This window comes from Dyadobacter sp. UC 10 (assembly GCF_008369915.1).
Lineage (GTDB): Bacteria > Bacteroidota > Bacteroidia > Cytophagales > Spirosomataceae > Dyadobacter.
This window is the reverse complement of record NZ_VSRN01000001.1, coordinates 2662501-2680167: the sequence shown is the minus strand read 5'-3', so window position 1 is coordinate 2680167 and position 17667 is coordinate 2662501. Positions and strand designations below refer to the sequence as shown.

The 17667-nt window shown below is 45.3% G+C and carries 14 protein-coding genes (1 of these 14 only partly in view); 7 read left to right on the top strand and 7 right to left on the bottom strand.

Annotated elements, in window-relative coordinates:
* The first annotated feature begins 96 nt into the window (after nucleotides 1–96).
* The 3 genes from panB to FXO21_RS11090 are packed head-to-tail and all read left to right on the top strand — an operon-like array spanning nucleotide 97 to nucleotide 1992.
* Complete coding sequence (panB, locus tag FXO21_RS11100) at nucleotides 97–915, top strand: 3-methyl-2-oxobutanoate hydroxymethyltransferase (RefSeq protein ID WP_149640134.1); 819 nt, start codon at nucleotides 97–99, stop codon at nucleotides 913–915.
* A gap of 27 nt (nucleotides 916–942) precedes the next feature.
* Nucleotides 943–1674 (top strand): RluA family pseudouridine synthase, encoded by a 732-nt coding sequence (locus tag FXO21_RS11095; RefSeq protein WP_149640133.1) that lies wholly within the window; start codon nucleotides 943–945, stop codon nucleotides 1672–1674.
* 3 nt (nucleotides 1675–1677) lie between these two features.
* The gene (locus tag FXO21_RS11090) at nucleotides 1678–1992 is read left to right on the top strand and encodes a DUF6787 family protein (RefSeq protein ID WP_149640132.1); all 315 of its coding nucleotides are present in this window, start codon (nucleotides 1678–1680) and stop codon (nucleotides 1990–1992) included.
* Between the two features lie 8 nt (nucleotides 1993–2000).
* On the opposite strand, the gene FXO21_RS11085 is transcribed toward FXO21_RS11090, so the two are convergent.
* The 3 genes from FXO21_RS11085 to FXO21_RS11075 are packed head-to-tail and all read right to left on the bottom strand — an operon-like array spanning nucleotide 2001 to nucleotide 7679.
* Complete coding sequence (locus FXO21_RS11085; protein WP_149640131.1) at nucleotides 2001–4331, bottom strand: CehA/McbA family metallohydrolase; 2331 nt, start codon at nucleotides 4329–4331, stop codon at nucleotides 2001–2003.
* A gap of 1 nt (nucleotide 4332) precedes the next feature.
* On the bottom strand, nucleotides 4333–5763 hold the full coding sequence (locus tag FXO21_RS11080; protein ID WP_225865649.1) for a DUF5723 family protein: 1431 nt from the start codon (nucleotides 5761–5763) through the stop codon (nucleotides 4333–4335).
* Entirely contained in the window at nucleotides 5760–7679 is a 1920-nt protein-coding gene (locus tag FXO21_RS11075) for a RecQ family ATP-dependent DNA helicase (protein ID WP_149640130.1), read from the bottom strand. The genes FXO21_RS11080 and FXO21_RS11075 overlap by 4 nt, the downstream gene beginning before the upstream one ends.
* A gap of 88 nt (nucleotides 7680–7767) precedes the next feature.
* Here FXO21_RS11075 and FXO21_RS11070 point away from each other — a divergent pair, with 88 nt between their 5' ends.
* Together FXO21_RS11070 and dacB are read left to right on the top strand one after the other, a co-directional pair.
* Entirely contained in the window at nucleotides 7768–9261 is a 1494-nt protein-coding gene (locus FXO21_RS11070) for an ArnT family glycosyltransferase (protein ID WP_149640129.1), read from the top strand.
* Nucleotides 9262–9357: 96 nt separating this feature from the next.
* On the top strand, nucleotides 9358–10632 hold the full coding sequence (gene dacB / locus FXO21_RS11065) for a D-alanyl-D-alanine carboxypeptidase/D-alanyl-D-alanine endopeptidase (protein ID WP_149640128.1): 1275 nt from the start codon (nucleotides 9358–9360) through the stop codon (nucleotides 10630–10632).
* A gap of 3 nt (nucleotides 10633–10635) precedes the next feature.
* Here dacB and FXO21_RS11060 read toward each other — a convergent pair whose 3' ends face one another.
* Nucleotides 10636–12333 (bottom strand): hypothetical protein, encoded by a 1698-nt coding sequence (locus FXO21_RS11060; RefSeq protein ID WP_149640127.1) that lies wholly within the window; start codon nucleotides 12331–12333, stop codon nucleotides 10636–10638.
* Between the two features lie 4 nt (nucleotides 12334–12337).
* Complete coding sequence (locus FXO21_RS11055) at nucleotides 12338–13351, bottom strand: toxin-antitoxin system YwqK family antitoxin (protein WP_149640126.1); 1014 nt, start codon at nucleotides 13349–13351, stop codon at nucleotides 12338–12340.
* 96 nt (nucleotides 13352–13447) lie between these two features.
* Here FXO21_RS11055 and FXO21_RS11050 point away from each other — a divergent pair, with 96 nt between their 5' ends.
* Together FXO21_RS11050 and FXO21_RS11045 are read left to right on the top strand one after the other, a co-directional pair.
* Nucleotides 13448–14389, top strand: a complete 942-nt coding sequence (locus FXO21_RS11050; RefSeq protein ID WP_149640125.1) for a GDP-L-fucose synthase family protein — start codon at nucleotides 13448–13450, stop codon at nucleotides 14387–14389.
* Between the two features lie 185 nt (nucleotides 14390–14574).
* The gene (locus FXO21_RS11045; protein WP_149643457.1) at nucleotides 14575–15048 is read left to right on the top strand and encodes an Lrp/AsnC family transcriptional regulator; all 474 of its coding nucleotides are present in this window, start codon (nucleotides 14575–14577) and stop codon (nucleotides 15046–15048) included.
* Nucleotides 15049–15124: 76 nt separating this feature from the next.
* Here the strand turns inward: FXO21_RS11045 and FXO21_RS11040 are convergent, their stop codons facing one another.
* Nucleotides 15125–16621: a DUF4301 family protein gene (locus tag FXO21_RS11040; protein WP_149640124.1), complete on the bottom strand. Its 1497-nt coding sequence runs from the start codon at nucleotides 16619–16621 to the stop codon at nucleotides 15125–15127.
* An 88-nt stretch (nucleotides 16622–16709) separates the two neighbouring features.
* A protein-coding gene (locus FXO21_RS11035) for an ATP-dependent helicase (protein ID WP_149640123.1) crosses the window boundary here: on the bottom strand, nucleotides 16710–17667 show its 3' end. The gene runs 1334 nt beyond the window's last position; the window shows 958 of its 2292 coding nt (coding positions 1335–2292); its start codon lies beyond the right edge, outside the window; its stop codon occupies nucleotides 16710–16712.

The following is a 17667-nucleotide window of genomic DNA, read 5'->3' as shown; positions in this document are numbered from 1 at the left end:
TGTCATTTTTAGTCAAGGGTTGTCATTTGTTGACTTTTACGTGATATCTGAACAACAAATGACTCTGATTACAAATGACTAAAATATTACTTCACCATGTCCGTCCATACACCTGATATTAAACGCGTTACTACCCACACTATCCAGGAAATGAAAAACCGGGGCGAGAAGATTTCTTGTCTGACTGCCTACGATTATTCTATGGCGGGTATTGTGGATGCCGCTGGTGTCGAGCTCATACTTGTGGGCGACTCGGCTTCAAATGTAATGGCCGGCCATGAAACTACCCTTCCGATCACCATTGATCAGATGATTTATCATGCTACTTCGGTTGTACGGGCAGTAAAAAGAGCGCTGGTCGTGGTCGACCTGCCTTTCGGTTCGTACCAGGGCAATTCGAGAGAAGCTTTGAATTCGGCAATACGAATTATGAAAGAGTCGGGCGCGCATGCAGTCAAGCTGGAAGGCGGACTGGAAATCAAAGATTCGATCACCAGAATACTAAGTGCCGGTGTGCCTGTTATGGGGCATTTGGGACTAACGCCGCAATCTATCTATAAATTTGGTACCTATACCGTTCGCGCCAAGCAGGAAACGGAGGCCGATAAGCTGATTGAAGATGCAAAAATGCTGGAAGATGTAGGTTGTTTTTCAGTGGTTCTTGAAAAAATACCGGCCAAGCTAACAAAGAAAGTATCGGAAAGTATATCTATCCCAACCGTCGGAATCGGCGCAGGACCTCATGCTGACGGCCAGATACTGGTGCTGCACGATCTGCTTGGTATCAACAAAGAATTTAAACCCAGGTTTCTGCGCCGCTACGCCGATCTGAACGGTGTCATGACCGACGCGATTTCAAATTATATCAAAGACGTAAAAGGTAAATCGTTCCCTAACGATCAGGAATCTTATTAACCTTTTAAAAAGTAAAGAACTATTCAAATGGCTAAAAAATCTCTTCATGTGGTATATGAGGACAATCATCTCCTCATCATCAACAAAGAACCCGGTGTCCTGGTACAAGGCGACGCTACCGGTGATAAATGCCTTTTGGACATGGGAAAGGAGTATATCAAGGATACCTATCAAAAACCGGGGGCCGTTTTTCTCGGTACAGTCCACCGTCTTGACAGGCCTGTCAGCGGGCTTGTCGTATTCGCCCGGACCTCCAAGGCATTGGAACGGATGAACGAGATATTTCGTAAGCGGGATGTGCAAAAAACCTATTGGGCTATTGTAAAAAACAGGCCCGCTGAAAAAAAAGGTAAGCTCGTGCATTGGCTTTCAAAAGATGAATCCCGCAATGTGACTACTGCTTACGACTACGAGGCACCAAACACCCAACGCGCAGAACTGTCATACCGCTGGCTTGGAGAAGTCAATAAATTTCATTTGCTGGAAGTAATGCCTGTTACAGGCAGGCCGCACCAGATTCGCGTGCAACTGGCTTCTATGAACTGCCCGATCCGGGGAGATTTGAAATATGGTTACCCAAAAGCAAATCCTGACGGGAATATCAATCTGCACGCGCGACGGCTTTATTTTGAGCATCCGGTGAAAAAAGAGCCCTTAATATGCCGGGCGGGCGTGCCGAGCGACCCTTTTTGGGAAGAATTTTTGTCTTTGGATAAAGAAGAAATCAAGCCCGACCACCTGGACTTTCTACATGAATAACCGATGATTGAAAAACTGAAACAACGCTGGAATGTCAAAAACGGCTGGGATGTATTGATCATCCTGCTGGTTTTTGCCTGTACCGGCTTTTCAGTGCTATACGTCAAAAGGGGATTATTTGCATTAATAGGGTTGACTGAAGATTCGCCTTCCTGGCTTCGCTGGACTGTCAATATCCTTATTATCCTGCCTTTATACCAGGTGATTTTATTGATCTGGGGGTGGATCTGGGGTAAATTTTCGTTCTTTTGGGAATTTGAAAAACGAATGTTTGGCAGGATAGGAAGTCTGTTCAAAAAGAAACGCGCTAAGACCTAGGGCTTTTGCTAGTTTCCAGTTTCTATCAGATTCTTATAGATTTTCCTCGCCTTATCATAAACTTCTTTCGCGGGCTCCCTTTCCTCTTTTCGAATATTAGGTTCCTTCATTTTCCAGCATTGTTCCAGCGCCGCCAGGCACCATTCCGCACTTTTTTTCTCTGCAATCGGCTTATCGTCCACTTCTACAAAGACAGGATTGGAATGTGAGCTTGGAAAGATACGCAATGCTACCCAGGCTGATTTTTCAAGCTTGTGTGCAAATTTTACATTCCTGATTTCTCCGTCTGCCGCCACTTCCGTAGTATCCACAACCACTCCGTTGACGATCAGCTCTACGCGAACGTTCCTCGATTTCTGAATGCGAGCCCTTTCAATATCCCAAAACGGCCTGACTTCAAGAGGTGTTTTTGCGATGACTTCTCCTATACTATCCTGATGCACGGGCAAATAAGCCGCTATCTGTGCAGTTATGGCGATTTCTTCTCCTTTTTTCAGCGTCACTTCACTATTCCCAACTCCTGCCAGCTTTCCATTTACCGCGAAATCAATCATATGCGATTTCCCATCGGAAACGTAGCTCCGGCCATTTTTAAGAGCTTCTGCATAATCGTCATAATTCATTGCCTTATCCGTCTTGAAGTAACTCCTCGCCTGCCCTACCCGCGCGTCGGTAATGCAGGGAAAGTCTGTTTCGCCACTCAGCCTGGGCCTGAAACCGCAGTTGAGCGTGTGATAATACATATTGAGCTCCCAGGGGGCTGGCGTATCTCCAGCACTATAGAAGTCGACGAGATTTTGGGTTACAGTCACAATGTATTCATTTGCGCCTATCCCGTCCATTTTGGGCAAAATGTAATTAGGTATTTTATTAACCGGCTGTACAGGTTCCAATCCCCAGCCTGAATGCGCATAACCTACTACGCCGCCCTGCCCTTTCGCCCACGACAAAACCGGTGCTGTCCAGCTTGGCCAGTCCTCGATTACCTTGGTATTGGGATAGTCATCTTCCCTGATCCTCAACAGAACAATATGCCCGGCATGGGACGAAGGGAAACCAGAAACCTCCACGTCATTCCGCATGATATTTCCCTTACCTGAAAGCGGGTGATCCTTCCCGGTAAAAAAAGTTTTCTGATGGTACCAGCTGGGTCCCCAGGCGAGGTTCGCGGCCATATTGAGATCTTCACCCAGCGCCTGCCTGAACATATCTTTCGGGTCGACACCCTCTGTCGGGCTGTCGTAATGACTACAACCCGCGGCATGAATATGATGATCCGCGCTATACCAGCCGAGTTTGCTGAGCTGGATCCAGCGCTTCAATTCCAGGGTAATCTCAAATTTAGACTCGCCTTGCGGAATGGTAACTTCTTTGGTTTGAGGAATATATTCCGGGCCTCTACTGAATGTAATTTTGTATGTGCCGGCAGGAAGCTGTACGTGCTCTCCATCTTTCCGGTAAATCTGAGGCTGGAAAAAGAAGTCAGGATACTCGTCGAATGCAGCCACGCGGCGGGATGGAAGTGGATAGTATTTTTTAAATTTTCCAGTAGAGAGCACTTTTGAATCCGCAATAATCAGGGAGGCCATCGCCGGACTACCATCTGTGTCACGGATATTTAAGTTAACTGTGACCGCAGGTTTTATGTCGAAAAGGATATGTGTTGCATTACGAAATCCAATATCCTGGGAGCCCTGCCCGGTATGGTAAGCGATTTCAGCCTCCCGCTTTCCTGCATCTTTTGAATACAGCTGAACAACCGCATATTCTAATTTAAGGCCAGTCAAATTTGCCTGTAATGGTCGGTTGGTATACATCTGAACTTCCAGGAACCGGTTTTCGACCTGCCCTGGCGTGAGCATATGTTCTTTCTTGACCCGGTGCTCAAAAGAAGGAGAATGAAATGGCTTTGCTGCATTCGGACTCTCCACTTCCAGCTTTGCAGTGATGCCGGCCTCATTATTCACACGAACCAGAAAACTTGTCCAGCCGCCTTGTATTAATTCCGCTTTTGCCGCGCCCCGCTCCACCTTTACCCGGCCTTCCGGATTAATGTCAACCACACTCAAACAATAGGGATCAAATATTGCTTGTATTCCTTTTACAGTTTCCGCAGATAACTGCTTGTTTTCCAGATCCTTTAACTTTTCGAGATCGCTTGCAGCCAGTGGATTTCCAGAAAAAGCCAGTGCATCCCTGAGTCGCATTGCCTGAGATAAGAGCGGCTGCGGCTCTACCGAACTTTGCTTATGCTCAGATGCGGTATGGTGTTCATGCTGCGCAAGCAAGGTGGCAGAAAGCAGCAGTTGCAAAACAAGCGCTGTAAAAGTTTTATGCATATCAGTCCTTATCTTTTTTCCTGTTCAGTTTCCACGCGCTAAATCCCAGATAGACCATACTTCCTCTCGCCCCTCCCCTTTTCCAAAGTCCGTTCACACTGCTCAACCCCAGAAAAATAGGTCCAAAATGGCCGACCGCGCCGATGGAAGGCCGGTTATTTCCCTGAATAAACGAAATAGGGAAAGCGAAATCAGAGTCCTCATCTTCAAAACGGGGTGTTATCGTGAATACGTTCGGCTGATAAATATCCAGGATTTCACCTGAGCGTTCTTTGAATCGCTTTGTTTGAGAAAGATTCAGAAAGAAGCCTTTTACCAACTGAATGTCCGCCTCAAAATGTACAGCCTGCGGTAAACGGACATTTCTGTTGAAGGTAGTATCCAACTCGGAAGGAAACAGGCTCATAAAACCTTCTGTACCTTTGTCACTGATCGTTTCCAGCTCTGTCTGACCAATTACCGCCTGCTCCTGGCGACCCTTTGAAACTTTTGAATCATTTGTCCGGTAGCGGATCGAGCCAATATCTGTGAGCGACGCGCCCAAACGGATCAAATATTCAGGGCTTTCGTCAAACACTTCTTTTGACTTTCCCCAGTAAGACCCGAGCTCGTAAGTAAAACCAAGATCATATCCCCAGCCGGAACCGTATTTATCCGAATTGAACAAGCTTCCCAAAGACATGCTGCGATTGGGAGTACTAAAACCGGTTTCATATCCGAAATTATTGACAGTCAACTCACTCACATCCGGATTCGTAGCCAGCGGCTGAATTGAAAAGTTTTCGACAGAGCCAATCAAATAGCCAACACGCGCACCAAACACACGCTTGACCGTACCGCCCAGCCGCACTTTATGTGATTCCAGGTCAAGCAGCTGCACACCGTAGGAAACGCTTACGTCTGAAAAACTTTGCTGAACGAGACTAAAATCGCCCCATGATTCATTGGTTACCGCCGGTGTACTTCCCGTATCGAGCCTGTGAAAGTAGAGGTTGCGGATCGCCTCCGGGAAATGGTTCGCCATTGCGTAACCTCTTGTGCGGAATGATAATGCAAGCCCCTGGTATTTGCCCAACGATATCATCGCCGACGGCCAGCGGATTTCACTGGCCAGGTAAATCGGATCTTTATATGCCAGTGAGCCCATTGTCCGTGAACGACCATATAATTCTTTGGTAGAATGCGGTGCGAGAAGCGGGTACAATAAGGAATTTTCACCCAAAAATCTGAAATACCTGTAATTAATACTTCCTCCGATCGTCCCGATGTTAATCTGCCATTTATGCTTGGGCCCGCCCAATACCGACGGATTGTAGGTTGCGCGGTATAAACCGCCATAGTTACTTCTGTCGAGGCCCGGAATTTGCTGGGCAATGCTGCCTGTTGCAATAAAAACGGATAATAGTGCTGAGTAAAGTGCTGGTTTTTTCAATGTTGAGATTTGTTAGTAATGTCAATTTTTCCGGATGAATCGTAAACTAATATTTCCTGTCCGATTAGCTCCCGTAATGTCTGCAATAGTATGTTTTCGTCTGCGTGATCAAATACCTGACTCAGCGCAACAGGTGACGATGCGCCTTCATTTTTAAGATATTGAATAATATTTCCGGCCAGATCTGTATCACTGGATACCTCGTATTTTTTCTTTTTCAGGCATATATCACAAATCCCGCATTCCTCGGCATCAAACTCATTGAAATATTCGAGCAGTAAAAGTGTCCTGCAAATCTTTGAATGTGAGGCGTACCGGGCTACTGCGGCTGCCTTTTTCAGGTCTCTTTCTTTCTTTCTCTGTATTTCAAAAATATTGAGAGGCAACAATGCTGCTTCATATCTGGGTGTAAGAAATGTAAGTTGCGGCTTGTCTTTTCTTGGCTGATAATCCAGAATTTCCCGCTCAGCAAGAAATTTCAGCTTTTTGATAATCTCTGCTTCGGGAGCGTAAAAAATTTGCGCGAGCTCCATCTCAGATATCCGGACATACTCGGTGAATACCTCGCCACCGTAAAGCCGTAAAATCAATTTGATAAACGAATCCATTTCCCGGTAACGTATCTGGAAGTCGTACAATTGACGGTTATCTACCAGGAAATGAATTTTTGAAGGGTCATTAAAATTCTCACTCAATTGAATGAATCCTTCCTCTTCGAGCAGTTTCAATGCATAATGCGTTTCATTGGCAATCAGCCCGAATACACTCGTAAAATCTTGTAGATCAAAACTATATCCCGCCATTTCACCGCCACCGACAGGTACCTGGTAGTAGTTGGCAAGCGACTGGTATACCTTCCTCAGTACTTCCACTGCCGGGTACCGCCTTTCCACATTTTGCGAAAGTTCTTCCAGCTCTATCTGGTTAAACAGTGCCACTGCGTAAGCCTTTTTCTCATCACGCCCGGCCCGGCCGGCCTCCTGGTAATAGGCTTCGAGGTTATCGGGCAGATCGAAATGGATTACCGCGCGCACATCCGGTTTGTCGATTCCCATTCCAAAGGCATTCGTAGCAACTACCGTCCTCACCTGGTTACGAATCCAGGCAGACTGCCGCTCCGATCGTTCCTTAAATGGCAGACCTGCGTGGTAAGCATGCGCCGAAATGCCTTTTCTGTTCAGCCAGTCGGCTATTTCCTTGGTTTTTTTTCTGGTGCGAACGTAAATGATCGCCGATCCACCTACATTCTTCAATACCTGCAGGATCTTGGCCTCCTTATTTTCTTCTGCAAAAGCGGAATAAGAAAGATTGGCGCGGGCAAAGGATTGCTTGAAGACCCGCGAGTTCTTCATTTCGAGTTTATCGAGGATATCCGCCCGCACTTCCTCGGTGGCAGTGGCGGTCAGCGCGATCAAAGGCACGCTCGGAATCAGTTTTCTAAATTCGGAAATCAGCAGATATGAAGGCCGGAAATCGTAACCCCAGGCAGAAATACAGTGCGCCTCATCGATCGCCAGCAAGCATACGTTCATTTGCGCCACGCGCACCTTCATTATGTCCGTACGCAGCCGCTCGGGTGATACGTAGAGAAATTTGGTCGTACCGTGAATGCAATTGTCGAGGGTAATATCTATCTCATTTTTACCCATGCCGGTATGAATAGCGGCTGCCGGAATCCCGCGCTTTTTCAGTTGTTCCACCTGATCTTTCATGAGTGCGATCAGCGGCGTTACCACGATACAAACACCTTCCATCACCATTACCGGTACCTGAAAGCAAACAGATTTTCCACCGCCCGTCGGAAGCAAAACGAGGGTATCAATTCCGTTCAGTATAGTCCTTATCGCTTCTTCCTGAAAGGGGCGAAACGTGTCATACCCCCAAAAACGCTTTAAAACGGCGTGTAAATCGATCATTGTGGCAATATACAGTGTGTAAAATATGTTGGTACAAGGTAATGTGATTATGTTTGCGATTAGCAATTTTTACTCAACTTCACCTACTATGATGTTTTTGAAAAAGCCTGGCAGCAACTACATCACAATAGTCGCGTGGGGCTTCACATTAAGTTTCATCCTCATTACTTTTCTTCCCCGTTCTGTCGATAATGTGATGTTTATGGATGGCGTGACCTACGCTTCCATTGCCAGAAATATGTCGATAGGAATCGGATCTTTCTGGCGCCCCGTTTTTGCAGACTCCTTTTGGCTTCCCTACGACAATAATGAATTCTTTTCCGGCCACCCGCCCCTGCAGTTCGGCATGCAGTCGCTTCTTTTCCGAATTATGGGCGACAGTACTGCCGTTGAGAATATTTATAACCTGCTGATTCTGATCTTCTCTATAATTCTAATCACTGCAATCTGGAAAACGCTATTCGAGAATACCCCTGATCTGAAAAAGTATTCGTGGATGCCTGTACTTAGCTGGTATGCGATGATAACGGTTTGGTACAGCATTCCGAATAACTTTCTGGACAGTACAATGGCCGTTTTCTGTTTGTTATCGTGCTACTTTCAATTACTTTTTTTCAAAAATAACCGGGCCGGCAAAAACTATTTCTGGATGATCTTGGCCGGAATTTCGATTCTGGCAGCCTTCCTTTCCAAGGGCCCGGTAGGACTTTTTCCACTGGCTATCCCCGTCATCTTCTGTATTTGCTTCGAATTCAAAAAAGTAAAAACTGCTATTGTCGCTACGGCGTTTATGGCCGGCACTTTCGCTATTGGTTTCCTAACCATCCTCAGCTACGAGCCTGCCTGCGACTTCCTTGAAACTTACTTCCAGGGCCAGGTGGTTCAGGCTTTATTACAGAAAAGAGAAAAAACCGGCACCGGCTGGACCGCGCATTTCATCCTGGTTTTCGAGTTAGCCAGGAACGTATATCCGCATTTGTTAGTAGTTCTGGTCATCCGCCTGGCTGCTTATTTTTTTCAGATAAAAATAAAAATGACCAGGGCCGTCAGAGAAACAAGCTTGTTCACATTCCTGATCGCCTGTTCCGGCATCGTTCCAATGCTTGTCAGCATTAAGCAGTACCCGCACTACCTCCTGCCGGCCCTGCCTTTTGTAGCATTGTTTTTTGCTTCAATCCTGGCTGAGCAAGTCGGAGTAATCATTTCAATGAGAAAAAGCCATTTTATCACTGCTACCCTTTTCTTGTGCGCGGGCTGCTGGATACTAACCGCTTCAAAAATGATAGATTCGAAGTCCAGCGTGATGGCGGCAAATGCTTTAAAACTGAAAAAGATGGTTAAAAGGTCGTCGACCATCGGCATTTGCCCCGAGCTATATCAGAATGCCGACATTCATGCTAATTTACAAAGATACCACCTGCTCTCGCTCACGACTGATACCAATTCCACAAGGTATGTTCTGGCCGATTCCACTTGCCTGCCCGATTTTAACTCCAAAACCGATTCCATTATTCCGCTGGAAGGCAAGTTCTCGCTGGTAATTAAAGACGTACAACATATTGGCCAGAGGCAGCGCCATTGATTACCCTATCTTAAATTCGCTTGCCGGCTGCTAACCGGCCCTTTTTAAATGACTGAAAATATTAACTTTGTTTTCATTCATTATTAAAGCTTTTTCATGCGCACGCTGCTTTTCCTCGTCAGTATCCTCACATTATCCGGCTGCTCTGTTTCGCGTTATTTAAATAAGGAAATCCGGAATTCGTCTGTTCTAAGTCAGCAACATACAGGGGTTTCTATCTCCGATCTGAAAGAAAACAAAGAACTGGGATCCTATCAGGGAAACAAATATTTCACACCTGCTTCCAATACCAAACTATTCAGCTTTTATGCAGGCCTTTGTGCCCTCGGCGATTCTATTCCGGGCCTCGAATATCTTGAATGGGGCGAGTTGCTCATTGTACGTGGTACCGGCGACCCGTCTCTTCTGCACCCGGACCTGCCTCATAGCAAGGTATTTGATTTTTTAAAAAACCGGAAAGAGCCTATATTTTTTACTCCATATAATTTCGAAAATAAGCGTTTCGGACCTGGCTGGGCGTGGAGCGACTATAATGATTACTACCAGCCGGAGGTTACTGCAATGCCTGTTTATGGAAATATTGCGCGTTTTAAAGGCGGTCCTTCACAGCAATTCACGGTAAGCCCGGCGCGGTGGAAACAGGCTATGGTTTTCGACAGCCTTGCATCCGGAATTCAAAGGGAAGAAATGCAAAACGTTTTTCACCACTCAAAACTCGTTGTACCACAGGGGCTTGAACAGGACATTCCGGTGCGTATGACGGATTTGCTGACCGTGCAGCTGCTGAGCGACACATTAAAAAAAGAGATCAAACTGATCAATATTCCGCTGGATATTGAGTTGCAGCGGATTAACAGCATTCCTTCCGATTCGCTCTATTCCAGAATGATGCAGGTAAGTGATAATATGCTGGCGGAGCAACTCATGCTGCTTTATGCTTCCGCAAATGGTTTGCCTTTGAATACAGAAAAGGCGATTGCACATGCCATTGAGCATCATCTGAAGGATCTGCCAGACAAACCGATTTGGAAAGACGGGTCGGGTTTGAGCAGGTATAATCTGTTCACTCCGAGAAGCATTGCAGCACTTTTACAGAAGATTTATTTAAAAATGCCTCAGGAAAGGCTTTTTCAGATATTGCCTTCCGGCGGTAAAAGCGGGACTTTGAAAAATTTGTTTAAAGACAGCACGCCGTTCATTTTTGCGAAAACAGGCAGCCTGAGCAATGTCTTTAATCTGAGCGGTTTTTTAATTACAAAAAAAGGTAACATACTGGTTTTCAGCTTTATGAATAACAATTTTACCCGACCCAGCAGCGAAGTAAGGAAGGAAGTAGAAAGGATATTGACTGGCGTACACGACAAGTTTTAGCCACTATTTCTCCTCCCAGGTGCTGCCGGTGCAATAGATGCGGTTTCTTCCCTCCTTTCGGACCAGCAAATAAACCTGATACAGACCAGGCTCGACGGTAGCTTCGTGAAAGCTTCCATACGCTCCTTTTGAAAAGTACATGAGTCTGCGCGCGGTGGTTTTTAATGGTACTGCAAACTGGAAAGGTGGTGAGGCGTAAACGTGCTCACGAGATTTGAGCAAGATATAGGGACCATCGGAATAGTCTTTTACTGCTTTGAAAAAATCCTGCGGAAACCTGATTACAATGTGGTTACCTATTTTCTCAACGGTTTCGGGCGATAGCAAACTGTCGCACTGCACATCCAGTACTTTCGTTCCCGGATTCCATCCTTCCGCAATCGGATCCGCTGATTTATAGTATGACCTTATTTTCTCGTAGTGCTGCTGATCCATCGAAAACATGCTGAGACCCAGCCAGTCTGCATTGTACCGCGCATTAAATTCCTGCGTAATTGCAGCCCTGCGGTTGTTAACGGCGTCTGCAAAATTGCTGTGTAAAATGACCAGATTTAATGCGATCGTGAGTACCAGAATTCCCGGAGCGAATTTCGTCACGACAGATTTTTTAGTCAGGGAAAGGAATGCGAAATACAATGCAATGCTCCAAAGCACTGAATACATCCGGTACCTTCCTTTATACATTCCCTCAAAAGTATCGGTAGGAATGCGCTTGTAGGTCAGCGCAAGGGCGGTGATTCCAACCAATATGGCAATTCCGGCAGCGAAAAGTGCGATTTGGTTTTCATAACGCACCTTTAAAAAAGCAGGATCCCACAGTTTGACGAATTCCTTTCTGAACAAAAAGATCAACAGTGCAATGAACAGCATTCCAACACACGAAGCCAGATACAGAATGGAATAAGGCGTGTTATAGGCAGTAAGTGTCGCAATTGAACCTATAAATCCAAAAAAGCCGAAAAAACCTTCTTTCACCTGCTTGGGATTTGAAATGTCGAGGTTTTGAGTGATTGGTGTGAAATCGATGAAATACACGATCGCAACGAGTGCAGCGGTGAATAGCGTAATAAAAAACTGCTTTCGATATCCGCTCACCAGATAAATCAGTCCGATCACAGGAAAAACCATTAACCCATTCCCGTAAGTAAATGTGGCTGCCAGCGCAAATGCAAGTGCAATCACAATTTTACGGGGATGAAATGCGGCGTAATACAGTGCCGACAGGAAAAACAGGATCACACCGAAGTTACAAAGTGAGCTTACTCCCCAGAAGATATTTTCAAAGGATTGGATATTGAACCACAACCACATAACCGGTACAAAATACCATAGCGAAATGCCCAGCCTGGTAAACGCACGATAAAAAACGAATGCGCACAAGGCCCAGCAGGTATTGGCAATGATCATCGGCCAAACTAGATTGACCTTGCCAAATATTCCATATAACAGTAGAATAACTGAGCGGGAAAACACGAGCCGATGCTCGGGAAAAAGGTCGGTGAGCAGCTTCCAGCGCTCGTAGAGACTGGCCTCACCAAATGGTGGGATAACACCGAGGATCGTGATATCGTCGAATGCTATATAGTTGACATTTAGAGCAATAGCTTTAAATACCCAGATATAAATTACGACAGGAGCAATGCAAAACAATAATAAAAGCCAGGTTTTTTCCCTGGCAAAATGAAGGAGAGATTGGAGCATAAATTTAGTTTTCGGTTTCCTCTTCGGCCGAAGCGCGGGGGTCCTTTGTATAATCGTAAAGCAGCTTGCCCTTGTCGTCCCACTCTCTCAAAACAAAAGGTTCAAACTCTTCTTCCCAGCTCGTTTTGGGATATTGTATTTCTTTTTTGCGTTGCCGGCGAAACTGATAATATTCAATCCACCGACCTATTTTTTTGCCGTCATCATATTTTCCGCTTGCCATGAGCTGGCCTTCCTTATAAAACTGCAGAAATTCTCCCTCCACTTCACCAAACATAACCGGCATTACTTCTTTTACCTGCGTATGTGCGGAATCATAGTAAGTGATATGTGACTCGGCCGGAAAACCGCGGTCCCAGACTGTCTTATCAATGAGATTGTACTTGGCGTCGTATTTCACCCAGCGCCCGTCCTTGACACCCATATAGTAAAATCCTTCCTCGATCAGGTTTTCTCCGCTATATTTTTTATAAGAACCGTGCAGCGGTAGCGCCTCGTCATTTTTCTGCACGGCGCCCGAGCTTAGCTTTTTACCTTTTTTGTTGTACCAGCGCGTCTCGGTAGCACGAACGTATTGATTGATCGGCTTATATTCTTTTAATACGTGAAATGATTCCACCGTCGCCCGCTCGCCGCTGCCGTATTTGACCGACATGCTTTGCATTGGAACACCTTTATATTGCACTTTTGCAAGCTTGGCTCTTTCTTTTCTTGCCTTGCGATCTTTCTTTTGGCTCTTGTATTCCTTTACCCTTAAACCAAGGTCAGGAATCGTCTCGCCGAAAAGTGTCGACAAATTGGTCGACTTACCTTTATCTCCTGGTAATGAGGCTCCTACGACTGGATCGAGTCCGGAAATAAATGAATTAAGTCCCGTTGATTTGCTGGCGCTGTCTTTTTTTACAGTTTCCTTTGGTAGCCAGGCTGGTGCCGTAGAATCCTTTTGAATGGACTGAGCATATCCCCCCTCTATCAGACAGCACGAAATAAGGCTACAAATCAGAACGATTCTTTGCATGAGAATTGGATTTTTCTTACGGTCAAGATTGTTACTTTTGTAACGAATTGATTTTTTCTATATTGATATTCAACGTACAAATTTAAAAAAAACACCGTGGAAAAAAGCGCAAAAATTTATATCGCCGGGCATCGAGGAATGGTAGGTTCTGCCATACACAGAAAATTGGTCAGCGAAGGCTATAACAACCTTGTTCTCAAAACTTCCTCCGAGCTTGATCTCCGCGATCAGCGTGCAGTAAGATCTTTTTTCGAGACGGAACGTCCGGCCTATATTTTCCTTGCTGCGGCAAAAGTGGGCGGCATTATGGCAAACAACATTTACCGCGCTGAATTTTTGCATGATAACCTGCTGATTCAGAATAATGTAATCGACAGCGCTTACCACTCGGGCGCCACAAAGCTGATGTTTCTCGGATCCAGCTGCATCTACCCCAAGCTTGCCCCGCAGCCCCTGCGCGAAGAATCTTTATTAACCGGCTTGCTGGAACCTACCAACGAACCTTACGCAATTGCCAAGATCGCGGGCATTAAAATGTGCGAAGCTTACCGCGCCCAATATGGTTGCAATTTTATCTCGGTAATGCCCACCAATTTGTACGGTCCGAATGATAACTATGATCTGAACAACTCGCACGTTTTGCCGGCTATGATCCGGAAATTCCACGAGGCTAAGGAAGAAAACAAGCCTGCTGTCGAGCTTTGGGGCACCGGATCGCCGCTGAGAGAGTTTTTACATGCGGACGATCTCGCAGACGCCTGTTATTTCCTGATGCAAAATTATAACGAGCCCGGCTTTGTAAATGTAGGTGTCGGTGCTGATGTAACGATCAAATCCCTTGCTGAAATGATCAAAGATACGGTAGGTTATGAAGGTGAAATCAACTGGAATACGGATAAGCCCGACGGTACGCCAAGAAAGCTGATGGACGTGAGCAGACTCCACAATCTGGGCTGGAAGCACCGGATAGATTTAGAGGATGGAATCCGGAATACTTACCAGGATTTCCTGCAAAAAATAGAAACGTATGCTGTCTGATCTAATCGATTTCAATGCGTTTAAATCTTTGTGAGCCTAATATTTAAGTACTAAAATCTATTTTGACCTACGATAATTCTTTTTTTTGACAAATTTCCAATATAAAATTACAAGAATCTTCGGGAAACTATTTAGTTTTGCAGCGTCCCAAAAAGGGGCCTCGTAAAAACCTTAGTCAAAGAGAAATGTCGGCCATTATTAAGTTAGACCAGATAGACCGTAAAGTACTGGAGATCTTACAAACGAACGCAAAAATAACCAACGCTCAATTATCGAAAGAAATAGGGCTGTCTCCTGCTCCGACTTTGGAGCGTGTTAAAAAACTGGAACAGTCTGGCATCATAAAAAGTTATCATGCTCAGCTCGAACCTGAGAAAGTGGGCCTGGGTGTTAGCACCTTTGTTCAGATATCATTGGTTGGGCACCGTAAAGCTGTGACGGAATCGTTTGTTGAAAAGATTCATGCTATTCCGGAAGTAATTGAATGTCACCACGTTACAGGCACCGGTGACTTTTTATTGAGGGTAATTTCAAAAGATATCAGTACTTACCAGAAACTGATGCTTGAAAAGATCAATGAAATAGAGGAAGTAGCAAGTACCCAAACAATGGTTATCCTATCTACTTTTAAAGAAAGCAAAGTGCTACCAATACCTTGATGGATTTCATCAGACATTAGACAAAAAACCGCAGAAGGATATTCTGCGGTTTTTTATTTTAAAACCATTTTGTTTGCTATTGGTGCTGCTCTCTCAACAGATCGTTGACTGTTTTGACGGGATTGAAAGTAATTAGCGGAACTTCCACGAATAGCGTATTCCAATCTGCCATAGATCCATTCCATAACCCAGGCAACTCCTGCGCTTTCAGGTCTTTCCCGTCCTTTGATTTCGCTGTAATAAAACCTGTCAGCGGATCACGGAATTTTTTCAGATCGAACAATTCTCCTTTGTAATTCTTCACTCCGCAAACCAGATCAACCGGGTTAAAGTGAGTCGAATTCTTAAAAATATCGTTTTGGCCCGCGTTATCTACGTCTACCTGCGCTGATTCGACAATTTGCAGTGAAGAAGATCCATCTGCATTTTCTGCCCAGAAAGGCCCGCCGCCAGGTTCACCCTGGTTTTTCACCATTCCGCAGGCGCGTAATGGGCGATTCAGTTTTTGGATAAAATAATCTTTCCGTTTTTGATCATCCCACAATTCGAACCCAGCAGGTGGAATTACACAAAGCTCGTCTTTGAAAAACATATCCAGTTCCGTCAAAATACTGAAATCAGAGCTTTCATTTAGCTTTTCGAGGTATGCAAATGTCTTTTTCTGGTATTTAAGAACAATTCCTGCGAGTGCTTTTTTGTACTGAATAGTATCTGCCTTAATCCGGTCAGGGACAACATTATCGATGTTTTTAATAAAAATAATATCGGCATCGAGCTGGCTCAGATTCTCCAACAATGCACCGTGACCTGCCGGGCGGAACAATAATGATCCGTCTTTTTCGCGGAACGGAGAATTGTCCAGGTTAACCGCAATCGTATCTGTCGCACTTTTTTGTTCTGAAAACGAAACAATATACCTAACCCCGAATTCGCTCTGGTAGCTGGGCAGCACTTCCACTACCAGCTTTTCGAACTTATCCCGGTGCTCCGGCGACACGGTAAAATGGATTTGCACATTACTACCTGCATTGGCATATCGGGCTCCTTCTACCAAATGCTCTTCCAATGGAGCTCTTGAACGATCGGCATAGTTATGGAATTTGAGCAACCCTTTCGGTAATTCGCCGTAACCCAGGCCCTTGGTAGTAAGGAAATAAGAAGCGATCGTCGTTTCGTCAGCAGATATAATATCGTAACCATCTGATAATAAGGACGCTTTCAAATCTTCGTAAAAAGCAAAGTCCGGGAGCTTCGCAAAAAACTCATCTACCGACTTATCTTTTTTGCCTTCCTGTAAGAAGCTGAAAAGGGACTTAAACATCCTCGTTGCAGCGCCGGAAGCAGGTACAAATTTCAACAATGCGACTTCTCCATCCGCCGCTTTTTTATCAAATTCACTGATAACTTCTGAAATTTCTGCATCTGTGAGCCTTATAATCCCGTCACCCACCGTGGCTGCCTTGGACAGCTGAAGAAACGGGAAACCATTGACAAAATATCCAACCTGCTCTTCCACAGTGCCGATATCACTACCTCTTTCCTTTATTTGCGTTATATCCTTTTCAATGAACATACTATGTTTGTTTTAATCAGTGAAGTTTTAGGGTAAGATTAGTTATATAAAAGCGGGCCGCGAAGCCACTATAACTATGGATAGTGATTTATTTAAGTATCCTTAACTTCGCAAAACTCAGCAGCAGTGTTTTCTCTCCTACCAGATCAAATTTAACGGTCGCTTTTCGGTCTGTACCATTCACGTCCATTTTTGTAACCTGGCCGAAACCGAATTTCAGGTGTTCAACTTTATCACCTTCCGCAAGATCGAATGTGTCACTCGGCACAAAATCGGACGAAGGGGTGTGGGCCGGGGCCGGAGAAGTGGCCACCGGAGCTGCCGGTTTGCGAAGATTTCTCGCAAAGTTGGTAATTGGCGGCGGCCCGGAATCTCTTTCTATCGCAGTCTGAACCATTTTGGATACATTCAGAAAACGCTGGTCGACTTCCAGTAAAAACCTGCTCGGTTCACACATTTTAATGCGCCCCCACTGGTAGCGGCTTTCTGCGTAAGAAAACGTCAGTTTCTTTTCAGCCCGGGTAATAGCAACATAAAACAGACGCCTCTCTTCTTCCAGGTCCTGCCGACTTTCAAGCATCATCTGGCTTGGGAAAAGGTCTTCTTCTAACCCCACAATAAATACATTCCTGAATTCCAGTCCTTTGGCCGAGTGAATAGTCATCATCGTGACCCGGTCGTGGTCCTCGTTTTCATCCGGCTCGTCGGCATTGGTTAGCAGCGACACGGATTGCAAAAATGCGCTGAGCGATTTGTCTTCCGTAGTTTCACTGTCAACAAACTCTTTGATACCATTCAGCAGCTCCTGGACGTTTTCGTAACGAGAAAGCCCTTCAATCGTTTTATCCTCATACAATTCCCGCAGAATGCCGGAAGCCTTGGCAATGTGCGCGGCAATTTCGTACGCATCTTTTCCTTCTTCAACCTGGATTTTAAAGCTTTTGATCAGCGTAGCAAATTGCTCGATAGGCGAAATTGTGCGTCCGGAGGCATATTTACCGATATTGGCGACCACATCCCATATCGGCATATTGTTTTCAGAAGCA